Annotated in this window: 23 protein-coding genes, 1 pseudogene and 1 other annotated feature; of the genes and pseudogenes, 13 read left to right on the top strand and 11 right to left on the bottom strand. The window is 46.0% G+C overall.

The window, feature by feature from the left end; translation table 11 throughout:
• Positions 1–205: 205 nt before the first annotated feature.
• Positions 206–1,288, bottom strand: coding sequence for a bifunctional 3-deoxy-7-phosphoheptulonate synthase/chorismate mutase (locus tag C1T21_RS16335; RefSeq protein ID WP_013309063.1), 1,083 nt, complete (start codon positions 1,286–1,288; stop codon positions 206–208).
• A gap of 86 nt (positions 1,289–1,374) precedes the next feature.
• Positions 1,375–1,646 (bottom strand) — a binding site (T-box leader).
• A 161-nt stretch (positions 1,647–1,807) separates the two neighbouring features.
• Between C1T21_RS16335 and C1T21_RS16330 the strand changes: the two genes are divergently transcribed.
• Genes C1T21_RS16330 through C1T21_RS16320 form a run of 3 tightly spaced genes read left to right on the top strand, consistent with a single transcriptional unit; the run spans position 1,808 to position 4,047 of the window.
• The gene (locus C1T21_RS16330; protein WP_025723200.1) at positions 1,808–2,668 is read left to right on the top strand and encodes a carbon-nitrogen hydrolase family protein; all 861 of its coding nucleotides are present in this window, start codon (positions 1,808–1,810) and stop codon (positions 2,666–2,668) included.
• A 16-nt stretch (positions 2,669–2,684) separates the two neighbouring features.
• Positions 2,685–3,356, top strand: coding sequence for a GNAT family N-acetyltransferase (locus C1T21_RS16325; protein ID WP_103048989.1), 672 nt, complete (start codon positions 2,685–2,687; stop codon positions 3,354–3,356).
• A 19-nt stretch (positions 3,357–3,375) separates the two neighbouring features.
• Entirely contained in the window at positions 3,376–4,047 is a 672-nt protein-coding gene (locus C1T21_RS16320; RefSeq protein WP_103048988.1) for a GNAT family acetyltransferase, read from the top strand.
• A gap of 366 nt (positions 4,048–4,413) precedes the next feature.
• Here C1T21_RS16320 and C1T21_RS16310 read toward each other — a convergent pair whose 3' ends face one another.
• Positions 4,414–4,674, bottom strand: a complete 261-nt coding sequence (locus C1T21_RS16310) for a hypothetical protein (RefSeq protein ID WP_025723196.1) — start codon at positions 4,672–4,674, stop codon at positions 4,414–4,416.
• A 183-nt stretch (positions 4,675–4,857) separates the two neighbouring features.
• On the opposite strand from C1T21_RS16310, the gene C1T21_RS16305 reads away from it, so the two are divergent.
• On the top strand, positions 4,858–5,145 hold the full coding sequence (locus C1T21_RS16305; protein ID WP_103048987.1) for a hypothetical protein: 288 nt from the start codon (positions 4,858–4,860) through the stop codon (positions 5,143–5,145).
• A gap of 132 nt (positions 5,146–5,277) precedes the next feature.
• Entirely contained in the window at positions 5,278–7,167 is a 1,890-nt protein-coding gene (locus C1T21_RS16300; protein ID WP_103048986.1) for a sensor histidine kinase, read from the top strand.
• A gap of 99 nt (positions 7,168–7,266) precedes the next feature.
• Here C1T21_RS16300 and C1T21_RS16295 read toward each other — a convergent pair whose 3' ends face one another.
• From C1T21_RS16295 to C1T21_RS28045, 4 genes and pseudogenes are all read right to left on the bottom strand, one after another.
• Positions 7,267–7,503: an NHLP leader peptide family RiPP precursor gene (locus C1T21_RS16295; RefSeq protein WP_007429107.1), complete on the bottom strand. Its 237-nt coding sequence runs from the start codon at positions 7,501–7,503 to the stop codon at positions 7,267–7,269.
• A gap of 75 nt (positions 7,504–7,578) precedes the next feature.
• On the bottom strand, positions 7,579–8,514 hold the full coding sequence (locus tag C1T21_RS16290; protein WP_103049058.1) for a hypothetical protein: 936 nt from the start codon (positions 8,512–8,514) through the stop codon (positions 7,579–7,581).
• A gap of 177 nt (positions 8,515–8,691) precedes the next feature.
• Positions 8,692–9,765, bottom strand: coding sequence for a polysaccharide deacetylase family protein (locus C1T21_RS16285; RefSeq protein ID WP_103048985.1), 1,074 nt, complete (start codon positions 9,763–9,765; stop codon positions 8,692–8,694).
• A gap of 125 nt (positions 9,766–9,890) precedes the next feature.
• A pseudogene (locus tag C1T21_RS28045) lies at positions 9,891–10,088 on the bottom strand (hypothetical protein); the annotation flags it as partial.
• A 393-nt stretch (positions 10,089–10,481) separates the two neighbouring features.
• On the opposite strand from C1T21_RS28045, the gene C1T21_RS16275 reads away from it, so the two are divergent.
• Positions 10,482–10,994 carry a hypothetical protein gene (locus C1T21_RS16275; RefSeq protein ID WP_103048984.1) on the top strand — a complete coding sequence of 171 codons (513 nt, stop codon included), beginning with the start codon at positions 10,482–10,484 and terminating at the stop codon, positions 10,992–10,994.
• 56 nt (positions 10,995–11,050) lie between these two features.
• Here the strand turns inward: C1T21_RS16275 and C1T21_RS16270 are convergent, their stop codons facing one another.
• The 3 genes from C1T21_RS16270 to C1T21_RS16260 form a co-directional block, all read right to left on the bottom strand.
• On the bottom strand, positions 11,051–11,926 hold the full coding sequence (locus C1T21_RS16270) for a (Fe-S)-binding protein (RefSeq protein WP_103048983.1): 876 nt from the start codon (positions 11,924–11,926) through the stop codon (positions 11,051–11,053).
• A 259-nt stretch (positions 11,927–12,185) separates the two neighbouring features.
• Positions 12,186–12,644, bottom strand: a complete 459-nt coding sequence (locus tag C1T21_RS16265; RefSeq protein ID WP_103048982.1) for a MarR family winged helix-turn-helix transcriptional regulator — start codon at positions 12,642–12,644, stop codon at positions 12,186–12,188.
• A gap of 213 nt (positions 12,645–12,857) precedes the next feature.
• Positions 12,858–13,325, bottom strand: coding sequence for an AbrB/MazE/SpoVT family DNA-binding domain-containing protein (locus C1T21_RS16260; protein ID WP_103048981.1), 468 nt, complete (start codon positions 13,323–13,325; stop codon positions 12,858–12,860).
• Between the two features lie 186 nt (positions 13,326–13,511).
• Here C1T21_RS16260 and C1T21_RS16255 point away from each other — a divergent pair, with 186 nt between their 5' ends.
• Positions 13,512–14,909 carry a helix-turn-helix domain-containing protein gene (locus C1T21_RS16255; protein ID WP_103048980.1) on the top strand — a complete coding sequence of 466 codons (1,398 nt, stop codon included), beginning with the start codon at positions 13,512–13,514 and terminating at the stop codon, positions 14,907–14,909.
• Positions 14,910–15,134: 225 nt separating this feature from the next.
• Positions 15,135–15,320 carry an aspartyl-phosphate phosphatase Spo0E family protein gene (locus tag C1T21_RS16250; protein ID WP_103048979.1) on the top strand — a complete coding sequence of 62 codons (186 nt, stop codon included), beginning with the start codon at positions 15,135–15,137 and terminating at the stop codon, positions 15,318–15,320.
• Between the two features lie 265 nt (positions 15,321–15,585).
• On the opposite strand, the gene C1T21_RS16245 is transcribed toward C1T21_RS16250, so the two are convergent.
• Positions 15,586–16,812 (bottom strand): acyltransferase, encoded by a 1,227-nt coding sequence (locus C1T21_RS16245; protein WP_103048978.1) that lies wholly within the window; start codon positions 16,810–16,812, stop codon positions 15,586–15,588.
• Between the two features lie 218 nt (positions 16,813–17,030).
• On the opposite strand from C1T21_RS16245, the gene C1T21_RS16240 reads away from it, so the two are divergent.
• From C1T21_RS16240 to hcp, 4 genes are all read left to right on the top strand, one after another.
• Entirely contained in the window at positions 17,031–18,038 is a 1,008-nt protein-coding gene (locus C1T21_RS16240; protein WP_103048977.1) for a substrate-binding domain-containing protein, read from the top strand.
• On the top strand, positions 18,019–20,040 hold the full coding sequence (locus C1T21_RS16235) for a cache domain-containing sensor histidine kinase (protein ID WP_103048976.1): 2,022 nt from the start codon (positions 18,019–18,021) through the stop codon (positions 20,038–20,040). The genes C1T21_RS16240 and C1T21_RS16235 overlap by 20 nt, the downstream gene beginning before the upstream one ends.
• The gene (locus C1T21_RS16230; protein ID WP_103048975.1) at positions 19,991–21,292 is read left to right on the top strand and encodes a response regulator; all 1,302 of its coding nucleotides are present in this window, start codon (positions 19,991–19,993) and stop codon (positions 21,290–21,292) included. The genes C1T21_RS16235 and C1T21_RS16230 overlap by 50 nt, the downstream gene beginning before the upstream one ends.
• 145 nt (positions 21,293–21,437) lie before the next feature.
• On the top strand, positions 21,438–22,730 hold the full coding sequence (gene hcp / locus C1T21_RS16225) for a hydroxylamine reductase (RefSeq protein ID WP_028543172.1): 1,293 nt from the start codon (positions 21,438–21,440) through the stop codon (positions 22,728–22,730).
• A gap of 42 nt (positions 22,731–22,772) precedes the next feature.
• Here the strand turns inward: hcp and C1T21_RS16220 are convergent, their stop codons facing one another.
• Entirely contained in the window at positions 22,773–23,120 is a 348-nt protein-coding gene (locus C1T21_RS16220) for a helix-turn-helix domain-containing protein (protein WP_023987345.1), read from the bottom strand.
• 352 nt (positions 23,121–23,472) lie between these two features.
• Between C1T21_RS16220 and C1T21_RS16215 the strand changes: the two genes are divergently transcribed.
• The gene (locus tag C1T21_RS16215) at positions 23,473–24,015 is read left to right on the top strand and encodes a hypothetical protein (RefSeq protein ID WP_103048974.1); all 543 of its coding nucleotides are present in this window, start codon (positions 23,473–23,475) and stop codon (positions 24,013–24,015) included.
• Positions 24,016–24,021 lie beyond the last annotated feature (6 nt).

Genomic DNA, 24,021 nt, shown 5'->3' with positions numbered 1-24,021 from the left:
ATGTTTTAGGATTATAACCATGCGAGCATCCTTTTTATTCATGATTCAAGATATAAAAAAAACCTAAATACATATATGCATCCATAGAAATGGCGCATACATATATCTAGGTTTTGCCTGCATGATCAGTCACAATCCTGTTTAGATTCTACAACATAATCCGAGAAAATGAAAGCGGTTTATGAATCCCGGCATAAAATTAGTTTTACGCTTTGAATAAACCGGATTCTTTGACTTCAGACAGGAAGTTGTGGAACTCAGGAATGTTCAGCTGTTGCTGAGCATCGGACAAAGCGACTGCTGGGTTCGGATGGACTTCCACCATGATACCGTCGGCTCCAGCAGCCAAGGCAGCTTTGGCGCAAGGGGCCAGGATGTCCTTACGTCCTGTGGAGTGAGTCACGTCCACCAATACAGGCAGATGGCTTTCCTTTTTCAAAATCGGAACAGCAGAAATATCCAGCGTGTTACGCGTCCATTTTTCGTACGTACGGATACCGCGTTCAATCAGCATGACTTGCGTGTTACCACGGGAAACGATGTATTCAGCAGCATGAAGGAACTCTTCCATAGTGGCAGCCAGTCCGCGTTTGAGCAGAACCGGAGTTCTGGTTTCACCCGCAGCTTTGAGCAACTCAAAGTTGTGCATGTTGCGCGCACCAATTTGAATAATGTCGATGTATTGGATCGCTTCCTCCAAATGTCTTGGATCGACGATTTCACTGATTGTAGCCAGCCCGAACTCGTCGCCTACACGTTTGAGAATTTGCAGTCCTTCCACGCCCAGTCCTTGGAAATCGTACGGAGACGTACGTGGTTTGAACGCGCCACCACGAAGAATCGGCACACCGGCTTCCTTGAGAGCCGCACCTACTTCACGAGTTTGCTGGTAGCTTTCTACCGAGCAGGGACCTGCGACCATGATGGAGGCTTTGCCGCCCACCAGCGTATCTTTAACCTTAATAACAGTGCTATCCGGTTGATTTTTGCGGCTGACGATCAGATGTTTTTTGTGTTCTTCTTTTTGATAGTTCAAAGAAGCCTTGAAAATATTTTTGAACAGCTGGCGAATCGTAGCATCGTCAAAAGGCCCACGGTTAGCCGCGATCAGCTTGTCCAGCATTTGTTGCTCACGTACCGGATCAAAGTCAGGTACCCCTTGAGCTTCCTTCAATTTTCCAAGTTGTCCCGCCAGTTCAGCGCGTTGGGACAGCAGCTCCAGCAATTGCAAATTTGTAGCATCGAGCTGTTCACGCAGCAGCTCCAAAGAATTTTCATTTGTAGACATACAGTACACCCTTCCCGAATTTAAATTTGTTTTTTCTGTCAGCCCATAGACTTTTTTGCAGAAAATAACACAAAAAGGCACTCGTCGCAAGGGACGAATGCCGTGGTACCACCCTAATTACAGAAGTATACATACGAATCGTCAACGTCGTTCAGTCGACGGCAGTAACTTCTGAGCTTGATGCCCGTAACGGGGGCTTCCGGAAACCTCTACTGCGGACAAAGGAATGAATCCTTCTGTCGGTTCAAGGCTCGACTCGGGAGTGAATTTCAACGCGGGATTGCGGTACGCTCTCAGCAATTCGTACCTTTCTGTGGGAATCCGTTAGACGTTTACTTGTCTCCGTCGCTGTCTTTGTTCATGGTATTCAAAAGATTTGACCTTATTTTAAACAAAGTAGGTGCAGAAGGCAAGCCCTGATTATCAGGTTCAGTTTTCGCACCGTTTTGAATCGGTTATAATGTGAACAGCAACGGGACCCCCTTGCAATCTAAAAGACGTGATGTCCGAGGAGGAATTATGAGCAAAATCAGAGTATCGGCGGTTCAATATCATCTGCATACGATTGACTCATTCGAGCAATTTGCCCTGCAATCGGAGCATTATATTAAAACAGCCGAGGAATTTGGCGCGGAATTTGTCCTGTTTCCCGAGTTTTTTACGACCCAGCTTATGTCGATCGGTGAGAGTAAAGGCAAAGCTTTGACGATCAACGACCTGCCGGATTTTACCGACCGGTACCTTGAATTATTCACTTCGTTCGCCCGTCGAACCGGGATGCATATTATTGGCGGCACTCATGTAATTAGGCGAAACGAACGTTTATATAATACGGCACATTTGTTTTACCCGGACGGACGCGTGGCCACCCAGGACAAAATTCACATTACACCGACTGAGGTGCATGAATGGAATATGGCTCCCGGTGAGGGACTAAATGTGTTTGAGACGTCCAAGGGCACCATAGCGATGCTGACCTGCTATGATATTGAGTTTCCCGAAATCGTTCGCATGGCGAAGGCGAAGGGAGCAGATATTATTTTCTGCCCTTCCTGTACGGACGATCGTCACGGATTTTACCGGGTACGGTATACAAGCCACGCCAGAGCGGTTGAAAATCAGGTGTATGTCGTTTCGACGGGGACTGTCGGCTCTTTGCCTACGGTTGATTTTATGCGTGCCAATTATGGGCAAGCCGCAGTCATTACACCCAATGACATTCCTTTTCCGCCACGCGGCATTATGGTGGAGGGTGAACTGAACAACGATATGATTGTGACAGCAGATCTCGATTTGCAGCTGTTGTACGATGTACGCGAGCGTGGCTCGGTGACAACCTGGCGTGATCGTAGAACAGATTTGTACACAGACTGGAGCTAATGAAAGGAAATAAGCCATGTATCGCAAAGAATGGTTCATCTTTGACGGCGATCGACCGCTTCGGGCGGTGATTCGTAATTATTCTACAGCCGATTATGAGGGATTGCTGCGTATTCAGCTGGAGAGCTTCCCGCCACCTTATCCGCAGGAGCTGTTATGGAGCCGGGAGCAGATTGCCAGCCAGATAGAGCATTTTGCAGATGGAGCGCTGTGTGTGGAAATTGAGGGGGAACTGGCGGGTTCGGTAACCAGCCTGCTGATGCATTATAACCCCGAACATCCTCAGCATACATGGGAGGAAGTTGCGGACGACGGTTATATTCGTACACACTGTGAGGACGCTAAGGCGCTGTATGTGATTGACTTAGCGGTACGTCCTGCTTACCGCAGATTGGGTCTGGGTAAATGGCTGATTTTTTCCTTATATCATCTTGTGATTGAACGGAGACTGGATCGTTTGCTGGGCGCGGGCCGTATGCCTGGTTATCAGCATCATGCCGACCAATTGAGCGCAGAAGCGTATGTGGATGCCGTAGTGTCTGGTGAACTGAAGGACCCGGTATTAACTTTTCTACTTCGTTGCGGACGGGTGCCTGTCTGCATCCTGCCGAATTATTTGGATGATGAACAATCGCGTAATTATGCTGCCCTCATGGAATGGCGAAATCCGTTTCATACCCATCACTAATTGAAGAGGAGTGTGTCCTATGGAATATCATCGCATTACTCATATTGAAGACCCCTTGTTTGCGAGCATGCATCAGCTAATGCAGGAAGTATTTCCACCAGAGGAAGTGCTGGAGTACAGCCTGTGGAAGGAACCACTGGAAGACCCGGGTATTCGTGTCTTTGTTGCGGTACAGGACGATAAGGTAGTCGGTGCAACAGAGTATCGTTATTATGAGGACTTTAATGTAGCTATGACAGATTTTACGGTCATCGGACAACCGGGACTGGGCATTGGCCGTTTTCTTTGGACACGACGTCAGAATGACTTGCACGCGCTTGCTCAGGCCAGTGGACAGCAGTTGCAGGGGATGTTTGCTGAAATCTATGACCCTTACCGTGGCAACGAGCATACCTTTGGTGGTGTCAAGCCAATGGACCCGTACGTGCGACGTGAGGTGCTATCTCATCTGGGCTATAAGCGATTGGACCTGGACTATGTACATCCGTCCTGGAATAACGATGGAGTAGCAGTAGAAGGGCTGAATTTAGGCTTTATGCCTGAGGATGATAGCGTGGAAGAAGTGAGCGCCGAATTGGTGGCAGCTTTCCTGCGTCGTTACTATACAGTATTGCCGAACAAGCCTGCTGCCTGGAACGAAATGGTAGAGGGATTGGAAGCCAAATCGACAGTAGTATTGCTGCCATTGTAAACATATGAAGTACAAAAAGGGTGCACTCAAGCCACGTATCATCTGCGTGGCTTAGGTTGCACCTTTTTTGCATTTCCCTATCGGTCCTTTCATTTTCCTTGATCCCTGGGTTCGGGCTTCGCAGATGCGACTCCTCGTGGGTTATCTTCGGCCGAAATATCGTCCGTAATTGTCTTGTCCGCGGTCCTACGTTCGTCTGCTTCCACAGGATTCAAGGTTTTGTAGCGCTTATACTCCATATCGGCCTGAGACATCGGATCTTTATACATAGGAGATCAGTCAACTCCTTTCTGTTATACACTTCATTACCCGCATACCAGAATTGGTAACCGTTTTCTTTCACCTGATAAAATGAAGTGGTTAATGTTAATCCAGCATATCGTCGCTGTCCAGTTGCTCTTCTTCATCCCCATCGGTACCATTCAACAAATCGGTACCATGCAGGAATTCGGCAGGAGCAGAAGGATCAACAGGACTGTTCGGTGTCAGTTCATCGGCATCTGGGACGTCCTCCAGAGGAGTATCTGGCCCTTCCGTCAGATTCTCCCAGTTGGTTTCTGCATTTTGCAGAGAAGGCTCAAAATCATTGTCATGTAGCTCAGTAGTTCGATCATCACGATTGGCCATGTTACTCAGCTCCTTTACTTTTTGTTGCTTATTCCGACCTTACCCAAACAGAAGAACGGCTAAACCTTGAGTTAGTGTGTCTGTAGGAAGTTAAAATCATGCGAATAGGGATATGCCCATTCTCAATTAGCGTTTTTTTGGTAACTGCTGTGATATGATAAAGAAGATAGGGAGGGATATGAATTGGAATGGTACATGTTTGGTCCGATGATTAGTCGTATCCGAGTAGGTCAAAAGGCATCTACCCCGGGATTTTCCCGCACCCTCATTCGGCGCCCGGAAGGCTTATACTGGACAGATGGCGGACAGGCTGGAAAAATAGTAGAAATACGCGATTACTTATTTTCCGATATTTGGACGATCTATGAAGATGAAGATTCTGAACCATGGTTGGGGCTTAGAGAGCAGAAGGAGCGGCGCGAACAGGAAATGATCATTAATCAATATGAAGATTTTACAAAAAATGAGTAAAAAGAACATGATACCCTTCTTATGAAGAAGGTATGCACATCATCGTATAGAATAATATAATTTCAAGACGTAAAAAATGTTAAAACGTATACAAACTTGTAAATCCTACTATGTAACTTTGAGGTGCTTAATATGAGGCATGTGCCCAAAGCTGTCGCCGCCCTGCTAGCGGTCATTGTGATACTGTTGTCGCTGGGCCACTCCACCTATGCGGCCAAAATGACCCCGGAAAGGGATTATAAAATACCCTCCTGGGATATGAGATGGGGAGCGGTAAACGAGGATGGCTCTTTAGATGAGGTAAAGGATCCCAGCAAGGTCTGGATGCATATTGAAGATGATACACAACTGCTTAGGCAGCCCGGTAATAAAGGATCTGCTTGGATTCGTATGAAGTTACCTTCGCTAAATGATGAAACGCCAGCGGTACTTTTTGAAAATATTTATGGCAGGCATATTACGCTGTATAAAGATGGGACCAATTTTTACGAATCCTACCGTGGGTACAATTATGAGAATAATCGTATTCTGATTCCGCTGAAGCCGGAAGACAGCGGTAAAACATTATACATATGGACGGAAAGCAGTAAGAATAGACTGGGCATTATCGGCAATGTGATGACCGGTGATTATCGTGATTTGTTGGGGACCTTGGTCAGAATGGATGTTTTAGATATTGTACTGGGCAGTACGTTTATCTTTATCGCCCTGGTACTACTGATCTGCTCATTTTTCCTGTTCCGTCCGAGTATGGCCATGTGGCTGTCCCTAAGTGCGATTGTATTGTCTATTGGTCTGATGATCGTAACGTATTCACCATTCTTGTATACATTCTATCGCGGCTATGGAAAGCTGTACTTACAACTTTTTGATGTGGCACTATTTATTCTGCTACCTTCATTAGCCTACTTTTTTGAGCAAAATATCAATTCGATTATACTGATTCGCAAATTCAGAAAGTTGTTAACCGCCTACTCTTTGTTCTGCTTTACCATGATGATTGTGAATTTAGGAGCACAGGAGCGGTTGAACGATATATATTATTTTTTTAGTGTAGTGATCCTGGGTATATTACTCGTCGCCTTAATGATACTGCTGGTATTTGCTTCGGTCCGCATGGCACTTAAGGGTGATCACGAAGCGATCATTTTATCGACAGGCTTTGCATTTTTTGCAGTCATCTCTATCGGCGAACTGAGCTGGTTCTTTATTCTGGACGGACACTACAATATGTTTTTGTGGAAATGGGGCGTGTTCGGTTTTGTACTGGCGTTGATCGCGATTTTGGGCAGAAGGCTGGCAGAAAAGCACAAGCAGGTGGTTCGGTATTCCAGAGAACTGGAGATGTTCAATAATGAGCTTCAACGTTCGGAGAAAATGGAGATTATTAGCGATTTGGCTGCATCTGTAGCTCATGAGGTACGTAATCCCCTTCAGGTTACACGTGGATTTCTTCAGTTGATGAGCAAGCAGGAGGATGGTAAAAATAAAGACTATCTACATATCGCTCTGGAGGAGCTGGATCGAGCTTCCGCGATTATTACAGATTTTCTGACTTTTGCCAAGCCAGAGTTTGACCAAACCAAAACGTTGACCATATTGGACGAATTCAAACATATTGAGGGAATCATCAGTCCAATGGCTAATTTGCAAGGTGGAAAAATTTCGCTGGATATTCCCCAGGAAATCAAAGTACGTGGGAATTCCTCCAAGTTCAAGCAGGCGTTCATCAATATCATCAAAAACAGTATTGAAGCGCTGCGAGACCAGGGTCATATTCATATATGGGCTTATGTGGATAACGGAGAAGCGGTCATTCATATTCGGGATAATGGTGAAGGGATGGATGCTCAGACTTTATCCAGACTAGGTGAGCCTTATTTCTCGAATAAGACAAAGGGCACGGGTTTGGGGATGATGGTGACTTTTCGGATTATTGAAACGATGAATGGCAAAATAACTTTTACAAGTGCAAAAGGGGTGGGAACAGAAGCGACCATCCGCTTCCCCGTAGCCGGATAATATCCGGCTTTTTTGCATTCGGAGAAAACGGAGGGAAGCTTGCTGAGCCCACCCACATGAGATTAAGGAATATAGATTAAATAAGCATTAACAACTAATTTACCACATCGAGCGAGGTTTCTGGGATGCAGCGAGCACGCCGGAGGGGTCTGGGGGGATTACCAGATAAAACTGATCAGGTGTTTCCTCTAACGTTTTGATTTGGATATGATCGGGGATCACGACTCCTAACACATCACGAATTGCAGATTTGGGATCTGTCATCAGCTTTTCTCTAAAACTGGCATCCTCCCAAGCTTTTTGAATGACTTGTGTTTGAAGAACTTCAGTAGCCATCAAAAATCACCCTCTCATTCAATTGGTTATATTTACCTAGTCAGTATACCACGAAAGACTCAGAAAAATCTAGCATTATTTCATATTTTTGGAGAGCCAGTAATCAAGTCCGCCTCTTCTCAAATGCGAGCGTCCGCCTTCAATTTCCGCCGCCACTTCGCCCAGTTCTGCTGTGATAGAATGTGCAAAGCTACGTAGGCCGTGGATAGAAGGCTCCAGGGTCTCTAACTGTTGGACTGCTTGATCGGCAATGTTCACATAGCTGGCGAGCGCACCGCGTACATAAATCGCTTCCTGAATCTGTTGAGGTCCCAATCCTTCACAGTAAGCTGTCTTCTGCTCGGCACTGATATGGGACAAAAGACAGTTATAGCTATGTTCGACCAAATCTTCTGACCAATCCGCCCAATCATCCGACATTTGAAGCACGAGTAGCGCCAAGTCCGTCATATTTGTAATAGTCTGGATCAGATCAGCACGGCCTGCGAGCAGTAAAGCACCCGTTCCGGCCATTTTTAATGGACTTGCTTTCAGCGCGACCTTATTTCTTTCTCCTTGAAAATAGTCCTCTGTTCCTTCGGATATCACACTAACGGCCCATTCATCAACATACGTTCGAGCATATGACCAAAAAGGAGAGGTTGCCGGAAAAAGGTCCCGATATACGCTTAGACACTCGGTATAGAATAGCTGGCTTAAGGCAAGTTGCGTTTTACGGTTGTCTGCTGCTGTGTCCATCACATCATCTTGAATTAAATAGTGGGCCATGACGAACACGTTGCCAAGTGACAGCTTGCGGCATGTTTTGGGGGGGAGTCCGGTGAGTTCTTGCAGCCAAAATGGAAGCAAATAGCATATGTAATTACGCGTGCTGTCTTCCCGCAACGGATTAAAACGCGCCAGATAGTCCAACCCCTCTTGCTGAAAGGGAGCTGGAAACGTGGACGTCCGTTCCTCCGCTTGACGAAATACTTTTTCCAATTCGTCTTTGTATGCAAAATACCATTCCATCGCCATCACCTGCATCTCTTATGAATATTTTTATAGCGACTTCTAGTTGTTACCCGCCATTATACAACAGATTGCAATTTTCAAGATTTTGTTATTTTTACATTGAGAATGTTGTAAAAAGGATATAGACAAAAATCCCGGCTGGGAAGATCCCGCCGGGATTTTGTTTTTTTAAAATTAGATGATCTCTAAATAGTCAATATAAGCATCCCATGTCCCATCATCGGCTGTTACAACAAGCTCAATCTCTTGATTTCCGGTTCCATGGCTGACATTGTTTAAAGTATAGACCGCAGGACTGCTCCCGCCGAAGTAGAAGGTACCCTTCGTTTGTCCACCAATTTTCAAGTCAACTTTGGCCATGTTGGAATTATTTGAAGCACCACGGAGTGAAAAACTATGGGTGCCGCTGGTAAAATTCTGTGTGAATTTCACTGAATCATTGTTGGAGTATAAAGCCACTCCGTTGAACGGCGAGCTGATATTTGAAGTATACTGACCGCCTTTGGTCATATTCTCTGCTTCCACTTTTGTGCCTTTGTTTGGCGGCGTTTCGCCGTTTCCGCCATCAGGCGCTACCGCCCGGCCATTGCTTGGTGAGATCATACCAGAGCAAAGGTTACGGTTTTTGAGGTTCTGTGCAATTTGTGGAATAGCTTGGAGTGTAGTCTGGTACTGATCATGCATCAGGATCACATCGCCGTTTTTAAGTTTGCCCGCAGCAGCTACGATCTGTGCGGTGGAGGCGCCGTTCCAGTCTTGGGAGTCAACGTTCCACAATACTTCGGTAAGACCGTTTTGGGTCTCAATGGATTTGAGGGTTGCGTTGGTCTCGCCATACGGAGGACGGAACAACTTTGGTGCCGTGCCAGTAATGGACTGTATCGTTTGCTGCGTGCGTGTAATTTCCGATGACATCTGCGATGTGCTCAGTTGTGTCATATGCGGATGTGACCATGAATGATTACCGATCCACATGCCTGCTGCTTGCTGGTCACGTACAAGCGAAGGATTATTCTGCGCGTTTTGTCCAAGATTAAAGAGCGTCGCGCGTAAACCGTTTTGCTTCAGAGCACTAAGCAGCGCTTTGGTGTTAGAGGGATTGGGACCATCGTCGAAGGTTAACGCTACATAACCGCTCGAGCAATCAGCCGCAAGCGCCTGGTTGCTCGAGATCACCAGCGAGCCTGTGAATAAAGACAAGGTGATTGACATAATCGCCGTCCATTTTCCTGCTTTAGCTATAAACATGGGTCTACCTCCTAGCTATTTTAATATAGTATGGATGTTCCGATACTCCGAACCGATTCAACTCTTTACTAGATTTGAAATTTTAGTCGATCTCCAAATAGTCAATATAAGCATCCCATGTCCCGTCATACTGTTACAACGAGCTCGATCTCTTGGTTTCTGGTGCCATTATTGCCGCCAATCGTAATTGTATTACTAGTTACATTGGCACTCCGACTGCTTTGGTATCCCTATACAGTAAGTGAAGCTTCATACATCTTGTCCATGTCTTCCCACTTTTTGAAGTGCTCGCTGACCGATATGGTTTTGCTCGTGCGTTTGGATGTCCATAAAAATAACCTTATTTTTTTGTTTCATTGGACTTTTCTCCTGTAGCCTCACTATGATGCAGTGCATTCTGTAGTAGCTTGATGCAACATGTCTTTCCAAAAATCAAATTGTAAACGTTTACAATTTGATTTTATCATATTTTCCTTAATATATAACTTGAAAAATTTCAAGTTATATTGTAGAAAGTATAGTTATTCATTCTTGCTCACTCTACAGGATAGGGTTCCCAAGGAGCGCGTGTAGATCGAAGGTTGGGTGTAATTGTGATAGCAATGTTCATAATTTCTTTTTTCCCGTCTTATGGTTACTTAACAGGCGAAAATATGAATAAAAATAGCGGGAAAAGAAAATATTATTTTAAAAAGGATGAAAGAAGGGTCTGCAACATGAAAAAACAATGGAAATTGACCGCTGCTATTCTGTATGGAGGAGTGATGATGTATGGCACTGCGGGTGCAGCTGGAGCTTCCGGGACGGAACCGAGTAATTCGTTGCAAACTCTCACTCCCAACGACTTTATCCAAGGGGCAGCCCGCCAATGGAATGCTGAACCACAGGACGACCACGGGCATGGGCATGTTCACAGACATAGACACGGCAAACGGCCTGGCGGCTTGAATCACCATCTCAACGAGAAAGTAGCCAAGCTGCTGGGCATCACTCCTGTCCAATTAGAGAAAGAACTGGGACAAGGGAAGTCATTGGCCGAGGTTGCTAAAAGCAAAGGCATCCAAGAAGACCAGCTCATTGATAAATTGAAGAATGAAATGACCGTGGATCTGAAACGGCTTGTGAACCGTAAAGGCCCGATTACATTCGATCGTAAGTCCGGGGCTTCGAATGAAGCTCAATTAAAACATGAGGCAGGGACGCCCTCAACCTCGGCTAACGAAAACTAAATGTATCTTTTTGCACTAAAAAACCTTGAGAATGGCGGTCCTCAAGGTTTCCATATTCACCGGGCAGTACGCATCGGATTCCTGCTCTCGCAGGGTACCTTGGTTTGGCACAGTCCGCAGCCAGCACCCGATTTGGCCTCGCCGCCGTTTAGAACCGCAAAGTCCCGTGATGCCTGTCCGTACACAAAATTCATGCAGGCGATTTTGTCATGTCCGCCGTCCTTGCTGATGGCCTGCACAGGGCAGCGGGTAATGCACACACCGCAGATGCCCTTGCTGCATAGCAGGCAGTTACCAGTATGTCCTGTGGCTGATATTCTGGCATCAGGCGGCACCTTGAGATCGGTCACCACGGACAGCAGGCGGATGGCAATTCCTTTTTCGGTGATGAAGCCGTCATTGATACTGAAGGTGCCGAGACCCGCAGCATATGCAATGTGGCGCTCCGACCAGTTGGAGATCGGCCCCCCCTCGGCGCCATGGATGCTGTACCAATCCGTATCCAGCGGTGCAAACGCACGGTAACCAAGGCCTGTTAAGTATCCCGCCAAATGCCGCCTTGCAGACTGTACAAAATATTCATCGCCAAAGGTCCGCAGCAGCGCCCATTCCCTTGAGGCTCTTTCTTTTTGCGCACGATTAGCCTTACGGATCGTCTCGCTAATCGGCAGCACAACGCTGATAACGGTGCCTCCATCAAAACTCCCCGTTCCAAAGGAGCGTTCAAATGCTTCCTGCGGCGTGGCGTGATCGGGCCCCACTACTCTTTTGTACTCCTCAAACAAAGGATCGTTAGCCGCGGCAAATTGGATAATCGGCTCCTCGTAATAAGGACTCTGCAGTTCTTCACAAACATTGCCTTTGTCTTCGCTCACATAGGTTTTCATCTCGGCTGCGATGTTTTCTCTCATATCCGGTACGGATTCAACCATCCTATCCACATTCCTCTCCGTGGTTATTGTTCACAGTAAAGCTTCCCTTCAGAAGTCTTGTGGCGGGCTAATGTATATCACTGACCTCTTACTACAGCTGGAAGTACTTCTCCGATGACCCGCAGTGGTGATCAAATGCAATGCGATCGCTATAATAGCATTTTAAAGACATCTCTAGCCTTGATACCGCAATAAACATTTCGATCTTTTTCGTGTATATACACGAATTGAACACAACTCCACCTGGATGAGGAGCCGTCTAATATCCATCCAAATTTTCAATCTTGGATAAGAGTGAGGTCAGTATCTGCAGATTCCCGTTTCCCAATGACTCCTGCAAAAAACGTTGCGCCTCCTCCCAAAGCTCTGCTGCGTCGTTGTATACCGTTCTTCCACTCTCCGTCAGAGTAAGGCAGCGGTTGCGACTGCCCTCAGCAGATGTATCCTCCACATATCCGCTATGCTCCAGCGCCTTCAAATTGCGCACAATCGTTGTCCGGTCGAGCCGCATCTCCAGCGCCAATTCGCTTACACTTGCCGGTCCCAGCGCAGTTAAGTGTTTGAGCAGCGAGAATTGGCTAATATTGAGTCCGCTCGGGGCCAGATACCGGTCATACAGTCCTGTAATAGCCATCGAGGAACGGCGCAGATTGATGCAGGTACAGACTGAGGCTGATCGCTCCTGCGAAGATTTCTTATTCTTTCCTGTCGTTTTCATAAGTTCTCCATTCGTGTACTGTTTCGTGTATCTACACCATCTCAAAAGTGGTAGGTTTTGTAAGCGATATTTGTCACAGCAGTCAGTTCTGTCGGTCTATCATGATTTATCCCCTGTAGTCCTTCCTACTAATGAAAAGTTGAAATAACCAGTCGCGCGAAATCAACCAGCGACTGGTTATTTAGCATGGCTAGAATATGAGTTGAGCGATACCTATAACAGCTTTTTAAGCTGGGAAATACGGCCTTGGGATACGCCGAGCCATTCAGCATATTCGCCTTGCTTGGCTGTTGGATGCTCGCGCATGAGTTTTCTTAGATTTTCAACTAAATGTTGTGAAGACGACCGATGGTTACTTTTTTCTTTGTACGCAGGTTTCTTTACAACAGGAACAGGTAATGGACTCACACCTATATTTCCCTTCAGATCGTTTATGCATTTTTTACATAAAAATGAATCCCTGAAATAGCTTAAGTCCTGAATCGAATAGCATAAGTGACAGCAGACTCCAATATACTTCCGCATACTCAATAATCCTGTTTCAACATCTAAATAAAATTCTAAAGACTCACCAGCTTGAATACCCATAGAGGTTCGCAACTCCTTAGGGATAACAATCCGGCCTAACGTATCCAAGGGGCGTGTCATGCCTGTATTTTTCAAATGATCTTCTCCTTCCATTGTCCAACATCCAATGATCTCCTAATAAAAATATAAAAATCAATAAAGTAAAAGCATTTATGTTTGTTCCAAAAGATGGTATTATCGTGAAGGAAAATCAATAATTATACTATTAGTTTCCAAACTATATTGTTTATTGAAATTGAAATTGAAATTCTATGAAAATGCTGAAAGGGTGGTTTATCCATGGAAATCACACCTACGATACAGGCAGAAATTCAAACCTATTTGAAACGAAAAGGCTTAACGATGACCAAGTTTGGTCACACGATTGATTTGAATGTAGGTACAGTTAGTAGCATTGTGACTGGTAACCGATCTATTTCTGTTCACCAACTGGATAGCATTACTGCGGGAATGAATTTACCACCGGATTATTTTTACGAACGTTATATTGAAGAATGCATTGAAGAATCTCCGCTCAACTGGAAAAAAATCAGCCCTTTCTTATACCGATGTATTGAGCTAGGACGACTGGACTGCTTGCAGCGAGTTGTAATTTTGCTATTGGATAACCCTAATTATCCGCCATCGCTCTTTGAAGTTGCCGAAAATGTATACAAAGACGGTTACAATGAAGCAGCGGCATACCTTTACAAAAAGGTGGCTGAAAGTGAGAAGCAGCAGCATTCAGAGCGATTGGCGATCTGCCAGTATCGTTTGTTCCAAATCAATATTGGACAAGATAGAGCTATAAATCTTCAAGCTGCCATTGAATTTGCCCCTTTTGTTGATCGTTTAGACGAGATAGAGCAATTAGATGCATTAAAAGATTTGGCGAACGTGTACAGATCCTTAAGTATGTGGGACAAGGTGTATGAATTTGCACATCAAATGGGTCAAATGGGAAAGATCCAATATAATTTGGTTCATAACTCTAAGCGAAAAGGAACAGAGCCACGAAAAAAGCTAAGCAGGCCACTGTTTGTATACATAGTTTACTCCGAATTGCTGTGTGCTAATGCTTGCGATGCAAAAGGAGATCATGAACAGGCATTAGAACATATCCGAGGTTATGCCGATCTAAGTTGGGTAAAGGAGAAGGACCCTGATTCACTTTATTGGAAGAAACAATATCAGCAATGGGCGAAAATTAATACTTACGTCAATAGGCTTATGTCCGGGGATATTAGTGTTCTCCCCGATTACGTAGAACATATGGCTGCCGAAAATGAGATTTTTGCCGAGCTACTAAACGTTCTTGAAGTTGCTAATCGGTACAATGTAGATGTAGACCATATCCTTCAGCGTTTTGAATCCCAAATTGAGGCTTATCAAGAACCGTCATCTTCAGACATGTATACACAGCAGGTTTTACCGGAAGAGTACGTACGCTTCTGGTACAAAATGGCTAAGTACAGCCTAAATAAAGGCAGATACCTATATGGTTTCAAATGTTTAATAAACGCGTTTGAAAAAGCTGTTACAATTAATCATGTACTACTTATTGCCAATTGTTTTGGATTATTTTTTCACTTCAAAACACATGCGGCTCCCGAAACACAGACACAGTTCCAATCTATTTATGAGGAGGTGTGGGAGAAAAATGATCAAAAGGATGGCTTTCTTCTTGGCGGTAACTAGCTTTTTACTGGTATTCACAGTACCAGTCCAAGCTGGAAATCTAAGCCATGGCACGATCCAAACACAAGGACACGTTGGTGGATCTTGACCAAACACTAATTCATTACCATGGACCAGCTTATTGCTGGTCTTTTTTTGTATTATTTTGTAATTTTTCGGCTCAAAAAAGATATGACGTATTTGTACATCCCTCCTTAAAATGAGATTCATTAGGAGGTATGCAGGATGAACAGGTATGAAACAGTTACGTTAATTCAACAGGTGGAAAACGCCAGACAACAATTGCATGATCTTTACGAAGAGTATGGTTTCGGACATGCTTGTGTACTTGAGCAGTCTATGCTTTTGGATGAACTGATTAATCAGTACAACCGTATGTTTCAGACCAAGAAGCTGCCTCACTATGTTTAGAGCTAGATCATTAACAACGACGATGTTATGTTCGGTTCATTCCCCCTTCTTTTTATGCAAAACTATGACTTCTCCCGCGTAATGTTTATTATTATTCTATATAATGACTTATTTTAAAATAAAATACATATTCATGTCATAAAATGTTAATCACTTTTTTGAGGGAACGGCATACTAAGGCAACAAAAAAAGCAGAGCTCAATAAGTGAGCCCTGCCAAAGTCCATTGGAATTATAACCCCATGCTGAAACACAGACACACAAGATTAGCCAAGTTCCTGCGTGCTTTTGGAAGCACGTTTGGAAGAAAAGAACTGGAAACGAAACGAGTGCCAGTTCAATCGCTGTCTGCCTTTAGAGCCAACAATCCAGTTGCCGCCGGGCAGATGGGCCAAGAGCCAGCTGATGCCCAGAGAAACACTTGCCACGACGACAAACGTAATGAGCGTAGCTGTAAAATGATGATCGCCCAGTGCAAGTGGGCGGGTGTAGTAGGATATGAAGGACAGCACGAGCGCATGGGCCAGATATCCTCCAAAAGAATAACGTCCGATCCAGTTCAGCATACGGCGAAACGGCTCAGATCGCGTATCTTTTTGCAAATGGAGTAGCAGTCCGTACAATAAAAGCAACTGCGAGACAATCAGCACGAAGGTGCTTGGTTTCAGATAAGTAGAAATATTGAGATTGATCGTATCACCCGACTGGATCAGCATTGTGTGACCCATAAGCATGAACAAACCAATAAACACAAATACATTCCACGGCAACGTCTGTTTGGCCAGTCCACGCCACGTGTTTGTCATGTAAGCACATACTGCGCCCAGCATAAAATAGAAAAAGTACATGACAAAGTTATAGGTGCGATAATCCAGCAGAGTCTGCCAAAAGGACGGCAACCCAGTGCTCCATGCAGACATGTCATAGTAGGACCATTGTAACAGCAAAGCATAAGCCGTAGCGGCAATCAGCATAATAGCTAAAACAAGCTGTTTGCGTCTTTTCGTGCTGTAACGACGTAGAAACGCTTGAACCTGCCCGGCTGCTTTTGCAAATAAAGGAAACAAAATATAAAACTGAAAGATCATCACTACAAACCATAGATGATATCCGCTAACGGGGATGATCATTTCCTCGAACATACCTTTGTAAAAGTAAATATTTCCCCACTGCGCCGTTGACCAGTTTTGAGTACATACCCAATAAATAACAGTCCAGCAAAGGAAAGGAACATAAATATCTCGAAACCGCCTGCCAATATAGCGAGGATAGCCAATCGGTTTGTTGCCGTTATAAAAAAGCAGCGCCGCAGACAGGAAAACGAACGTCGGTGTGCCAAAACGTGTCAAATGATACAGCATCGCGAGCATAACAGAATCTGGCTGTTGGATGTCGCTGCGATAAATATATTCGCCAATGCAATGCTGAAGCACGACAGCGAGGTAGGCAAGGCCCCGTAGTTCTGTCCACTCCGCGATACGCGGCTTACTCATCCATATCACTCCTTTTCCGCAAGATACGCACATGTTTTTCCTAGCACAATTGTAGGTATTGTAACGTAGAAACATTAGTGCAGGATTAACGCCACCTGAAAGTAAGAAGAGTGAAGTAGTTCCAATTTAATATGATTGCGTTTACAATCTAAGTAAAACCAGAATAAATTAAAGTGAATTTATAACTTAAGGATACACACAGGAAGAGGAGAGGGAGGATGAAAAAAACGCTGCTGGTATATATGCTGTTGATTGCGGCCTTTGCTCTCTATGTGTTCAGGTATGAACAAACGGGCCCGTTGAATGGCACTTGGGAGGATAAGGGGCTGCGAGGCAGCATCGGAGAAACTTATATGATGATTACCTTCCAGTCTGGTTTGGAGTATTGGAAAAGCGGGCTTAAGGGCTTCGAGGATGCCGGGGATGCTTTGGGGGTGACTGTGGAGTATCGGGGAGCTACCCGTTATGATGCGCAGGAGCAGACAACTGTTATTGAGCAAGCAATTGCTCGTAAACCCGCAGGGATTGCGATTTCCGCGATTGATCCTCACTCTTTGATTCCGGTGATTAATAAGGCGCTGGATGCGGGCATTCCTGTGGTGCTGTTTGATGCCGAAGCGCCGGGGAGCCGGGCGTATTCCTTTTTGGGCACGGATAATTATAAGGCGGGCGTGACCGCTGCGGATAAAATGGCAGAGCTGTTGGGACGAGAAGGTCAGGTCGCTGTTCTGACGCTGCCTGGACAGCAAAATCATGAGGAACGCTCGCGTGGCTTTCGCGATACCATTCAACGACAGTATCCTGCGATGAAGGTGGTGGAAGTCGCAGATGGCCGCGCAGACGCGATGGTCTCCCGGGATGAGTCGCAAAGGCTGATGAAAGCTTATCCGAAACTGGCGGGCATTTTTGTGACCGATGCAACGGGAGGGGCAGGTGTGGGTGAAGCGGTACTGAGCCAAAAAAACAGCCATGCGCTGAAAATCATTTCTTTTGATACGAATAAAGCGACATTGGATATGATTCGTGGTGGGACGATCTCGGCAACGATTGCCCAGGGAACATGGAATATGGGTTATTGGTCGCTTCAATATTTGTTCCATCTGCATCATCATTTGACGATTCCTGCACCTTCTTCCTCTGGAGACAACACTCCGCTGCCCGTGCGAGTAGATACTGGGATTTCCGTGGTCACCCGGGCGAATGTAGATGATTATTATGCGAAATAAATTTTGGGAGCGTATCCAATTAGGGGTGCGCCAAACGATACCACGGTTACGCTTGCGCAATATGCCTTTACGTTATCAGCTCATGCTGCTGTTCCTGTTGTTTGGCATTGTGCCTTCGCTGGGATTAGGTCTGCTGGTCAATTGGACGGTGGAACGGATTATTGAGCGGCAGGTGGAAGATCATACGATGCAGTTGATTGGCAAGGTGAACGAAGCGCTGGATACCAAAATGGAAAATTTGCAAAACATGACGTATCTGATTGCTTTTAACCCCGATATCGGGGAGTTCTGGAAAGGGAAGACGCTGGCTGACGGCCACGCGGGTCATGCAAGTATCGTAACGCCGGAAAACCAGACTCTCACTTCCAAGCAGTCATTAAGTTCTGTACAGGAGCAGGATACGCTGTATAAAATGAAGCAATTTTTGCAGGGCTATACCACGTTATATCCTGAAATTGCAGGGATTCTGATCGTAAACGAAAAAGGCGACTATATCAGCAACGAAATGTACGCTAGAAGCACACGTAGCCTGACGGAAGAAGGCTGGTACCAACAGGCGGCGCAGCATGCAGGCATATTCACTGTGCTAGGACAGCCGAGCCACCGTAATGTGACCACTCATGTCCGGTACAAGGACAGTGAAATTGTCTCCGTCGTTCGTTCGGTTACAGATCCGGAAACCGGACGCGTGCTAGGCGCGATTATGATTGACCTCAAGCTGCGGGCTGTGTCGCAGGCCGCCAGGGACGTAACCTTGGGCAAAAGCGGGTATTTAATGGTGACAGATGCTGAGGGACGTAGCGTGTACAGACCAGATATGCCTTTGATTGAGCGTATTCCGCCGCAATGGTTCGGGGCAAGTGACAGCGGGAAGTTTACCCGTGAAGCTGGGGGCAGAGAATTGCTGTTCATGTTCAGGGCTTCCGAATTCACGGGCTGGAGAACAGTGGGGGTATTCCCGGCACGCGAATCTACACTGGAAGTGCGGCAAATTAAGTTCTATGTCGTCTGTTTTGTTTTCATTGTATGTCTATTTGGCTTAACGGCATCCTTGCGATTGTCGAGTTCCATTGCGCAGCCAATTTTCCGGCTGATGTCCTATATGCGGACGGCAGAGACAGGGGATCTTAAAGTTCGCCAATGGAGTGACCGTGGGGATGAAGTTGGAATGCTGGGGCGGAGTTTTAACCGGATGCTGGAGCAAATTCGCCGTCTCATGTCACTTAGCGAACTGAGGGAACGGCAAAAACGGGATGCTGAGCTGCGCAGCCTTCAGGAGCATATTAAGCCGCATTTTTTATACAATACGCTAGATACGATTCATTGGATGGCTCGAAAAAATGGAGCAGACGACGTGTCCGACATGGTGGGGGCCCTATCGAGATTGTTCCGTCTCGGGCTGAGCAAGGGGGATGACTTTATTCCGCTGCGCTCCGAGATTGAGCATATATCGAGCTATATGCAAATCCAGCAAACCCGCTATCGTGACCGACTTCGCTGGGAATTGAATGTACCCGACGAGCTAAAGGATCTGTTCGTGTTGAAGTTAATGCTTCAGCCTGTAGTGGAAAATGCGATTTATCACGGCATCAAGGCCAGACGAGGCCCAGGCACGATTTGGATAGAAGCTAAAGCCGAGGGCGACAAGCTGCTGCTGACGGTACGTGACGATGGCGCAGGGATGACGGCGGACCGTCTGCGTGAATTGTGTGAATGGCTGGAAATACCCCTGGAGGCGATGGAAGTAAAACAGAAGCAAAAGGGAGTTAGTACCCATGGCAGAAGCTATGGAATGCTGAATGTACAAGCACGTATCCGGTTGTCTTTTGGCGAGGAATATGGAATTGTACTGGAGAGCAAAGAAGGGACAGGTACCTGCGTGACGATCACTCATCCGTTGCTGCTGGATATGGCGCAACTGAAGAAGCCTTATGAAAAAGGAGAGGGTCAGGATGACGAAATCAAAGGCCACACACAACTCGACAACGGCGAGTCTGATTGACCAGGCCATAACAGAAGTGACCATAGGAACGGCAAAACGTTACCAAGTATTGATCGCAGATGATGAGCCGATCATCCGTGAGGGGATACGAGATTGCATAGATTGGACGGCACTGGGCATGGAGGTGGCAGCAGAAGCGGAGGACGGAGAAGAAGCGCTGGAGCTGGTGGGTCAGCTTCATATCGATATCGTGCTGGTCGATATGAATATGCCGTTCATGAACGGGATTGAACTGATTCGGCGGCTGCGGGAAGAACATCCGGAATGCCGTTGCCTGATCATTTCCGGGCATGATGAATTTGCTTATGCGCAGGAGGCTGTCCGACTTGGCGTAGAGGATTATATCTTGAAGCCGGTAGATGCGGATCACCTACATGCTGCGTTGTTGCGGCTTCGTCAGCGAATGGACGAAGAGCACAAGCGTGCCGCCTATGTAGAACAAGCCGCCGGACAGATTGAACGGAATATTCCGCTGCTGCGCCAGCGGTTTTGCCTGGAATGGCTGGAAGGGCAACACACAGGAAAAGACATCATGGAGCAGTTGGCGTTTTTACGGCTTCCATCGCGGCCGCCTGCTCAGATCGGTGTGGTACGGTGGCCTGCGGCAGAGGCCCGGCAGACGATTATGCGTGAGAATGACCGCCAGTTGTTTCTTTTTGCCGCTGAAAATATTATTGGCGAACTGCTGGAGGACCGACCGCATGTGTTGTTCCGCGATGCGAACGGGCTGATCGGCATATGCCTGTGGCAGGAGGCACCCGAGACGATAGGCGCTTCCATGGAACAGGCGATTGGACGCTACCTGAATATAGCGGTTCATACGCATGTGCAGTCCAACGCGGGTGGACTAGAAGGTGCAATTGACGCGTACCGGGTGAGTCGGGATCGAGTGTATGGCGAATCGCAGCTGTCTCCCATTGTACGTCGGGCACGGCAGCTCATTCAGGAAGGTTACGCCGATCGGGAACTGACGTTGGAAGCCCTTGCTTCGCGGCTACAAGTATCCGCTGTATATCTCAGCCGCGTGCTCAAAAAGGAGCTCAACGACAGCTTCGTGACCCTCGTCACGCGTGCCCGTATCCGTAAAGCAGTGCAGCTGTTGGATTCCACGACGTTGTCTGTGCTTGAAATAGCAGAACGTACGGGATACGACAGTCAGCACTATTTTAGCACTGCTTTTAAAAAGACTATGGGCGTGTCCCCTGTGCAGTACCGTAAAGGCGGGGGAATTCAAGAAAACACGGTGGAGTAGGAAGAATTGAAATGAGGGATGAGTCCCACACTGTCTAATAATAAACTGTAAGAAAAAATGTGTGTGTAATCACACCTACGCATTCAGGGGTTTGTTACGCTGGGGATAACGAACAAATATCTATCAATATTTGGAGGAAAACGATATGTTTTGTTATCAGTGTGAACAGACGCCGAGTGGCGGGTGTAAAGTAGTTGGGGTGTGCGGGAAGGATGAGACGATAGCGAGCTTGCAGGATACGATGATTTTTGCATTAAAAGGGATCGCTGCCTATGCGACACATGCTCGCCAGTTGGGCTATACCGATCCTGAGGTAGATCGCATCACGCATGAAGCGTTATATATGACCTTAACCAATTCTAACTTTAATGTACAAGAGCATTTGGAAATGGCAATGAAGGTCGGAAATGCGGCTGTACGGATCATGGATGTGCTGGATCGTGCGCATACGGATCGTTTTGGCATTCCGCAGCCGATTACTGTCAGCCAAAATAAAATCGAAGGCCAATGCATCGTCGTGACCGGACATAATTTGTATGCGCTGGAGGAATTGCTGCGGCAGACGGAGGGTAAAGGCATCAACATCTATACCCACTCAGAAATGCTGCCTGCCCACGGCTATCCGGCATTGAAGAAATATGCACATCTCAAAGGGAATATCGGTAAAGCCTGGTACGATCAGCGTAGACTGTTCGAGGAGTTCCCAGGCGCAATTCTTGCAACGACGAACTGTGTTATGCCGATTAAAGGCACGTATGCAGACCGTTTCTTCTCTTATGAAGTAGCTGGGCTAGAGGGAGTAGCCAAGATCATGGACGACGACTTTTCACCATTGATCGAGCGTGCATTAGCCCTGCCAGCCGCAGATGTAGATTCGGAGCAGGTGCTTACGACAGGATATCATCACGAAACGGTTATCGGGCTGGCTCCTGAGATTATTCAGGCGGTTAAAGACGGGCATATCCGCCGTTTCTTCGTCATTGCAGGCTGCGACGCACCGGGCAAAGGTGGCAACTATTACCGCGAGCTAGCTACATCCTTACCGAATGATACGGTCATTCTGACCACGTCCTGTGGTAAATTCCGCTTTAATGACGTGGATTATGGCACCGTTGGAGATACCGGCATTCCGCGTTATATTGATTTGGGGCAATGCAACAATTCGGGTTCTACTGTGAAAATCGCTCTGGCATTAGCGGATGCTTTCGGTTGTACGGTGAACGAGCTACCTGTCAGCATTGTACTGTCCTGGTTTGAGCAAAAAGCGGTCGCCATCCTGCTAGGCTTGTTCAGCCTTGGCATCCAGGATATTCGCATTGGACCGAAGCCGCCTGAGTTCATTTCTTCTGGCGTACTGGATGTACTGGTGGAGATGTTTGGCTTGAAGCTAATTACTACCGCAGAGGAAGATATGAAAGCGATGTTGGCGTTGTCGTAAGAGGTTGGTGGGGAACTGCAAAGCGCAGTTCCTTTTTTTGTTTCATCGTTCATCGATTCTTATAAAGATGTCCGTAAGAATCTTTAATGCCAGCTCAGTATCTTTGGATTCACGAGTTCTTAGGAGAGTCAAAATGGTTTTTATACTCGAATCTTCTTCGGTAAGCTCATCATTGTCCTTCACATATGTAAGCAACTGATAGACGCCCACGTTCAATGCCTTCGCTATTTTCTCCAGATTTTTCAAAGATATATTTCTCTCCGCACGCTCAATGAAACCAATATAACTCGAATTGAATCCTGCTTTTTCGGCTAAAGCTTCTTGGGAAAGCCCTTTAGACTTTCGAATATCTCGAATACGTGTACCAACTAATTCCAAAAGTTCTGACATGAATACACCTCTCTATAGTAAGGGTTCTACAAAATCGATTCCAATCGCTCCAAAGTGCAATATATAGAGGAACTAGATCATCTCGACCTATATATTATTATTGGAAGTCGCTTGTTGGATTTTGCAAAATCCTCTAGTTAGAAGTGTAGAGAAAGAGTTACATCTAATTAATAAGTGTTAGTAAGTAAATTGAATTAAAAACTACTATATAGTAATATTTATTAGGAAGCTTGTCCGGTAGCTAGAAAATTATACATCTTGATGGTTACATATTTGTGCTATGTTGCTCACATTGTTTCAGGATTTTGCAAAATTCTCGTTTATGAAATTTTAATTCAGGAGTTGATTCCCCTTGAAACATTACTCCTTAAGTCCCCAACTACATAGTGATTCTGATTTCAAATTGCCTAAGTACAGCGACACCTACATATTCAATTGCATGATGGATTTTCAAAAGCTTGCCGAATACCAGATCAAGCTCGCACAGATGATGCGCGACCATAATCAGTTTCACAACTGCCTCATTCTTTGTGATCAAGCGATGTTTTCGATGGCTAAGGCCATTTATGTTCATCGAAACCAAATCATTCCATTGAATATTCGTTTATCCGTGACTGACCTGTTTCCTTTAATTCACACAGAGGCTGAGCCCAATTTAGATATGGTGCTGTTTATCGGTACGGTACATTATCTGGTTTCGGGAGAAGATGATGTAACTAAAGAGCCAATGAAGCTGGGGGAAGTAGACAAGTTGCTTTATAAAACGGATTCTATTCTAGAGTCTCTGTCACAACGGATCGTAGCTGACCCGTCTAAGCGATATCCATCGATTTATAAAGAAAATCCATTTAATGAATCGTTAGATCTTTTATCAATAATACCCGGTTCTTTTTGAGCCAAC

The sequence above is a fragment of the Paenibacillus sp. F4 genome, assembly GCF_002894905.1.
Taxonomy (GTDB): Bacteria; Bacillota; Bacilli; order Paenibacillales; family Paenibacillaceae; genus Paenibacillus; species Paenibacillus polymyxa_B.
This window is presented reverse-complemented; position numbering and strand designations above follow the sequence as displayed.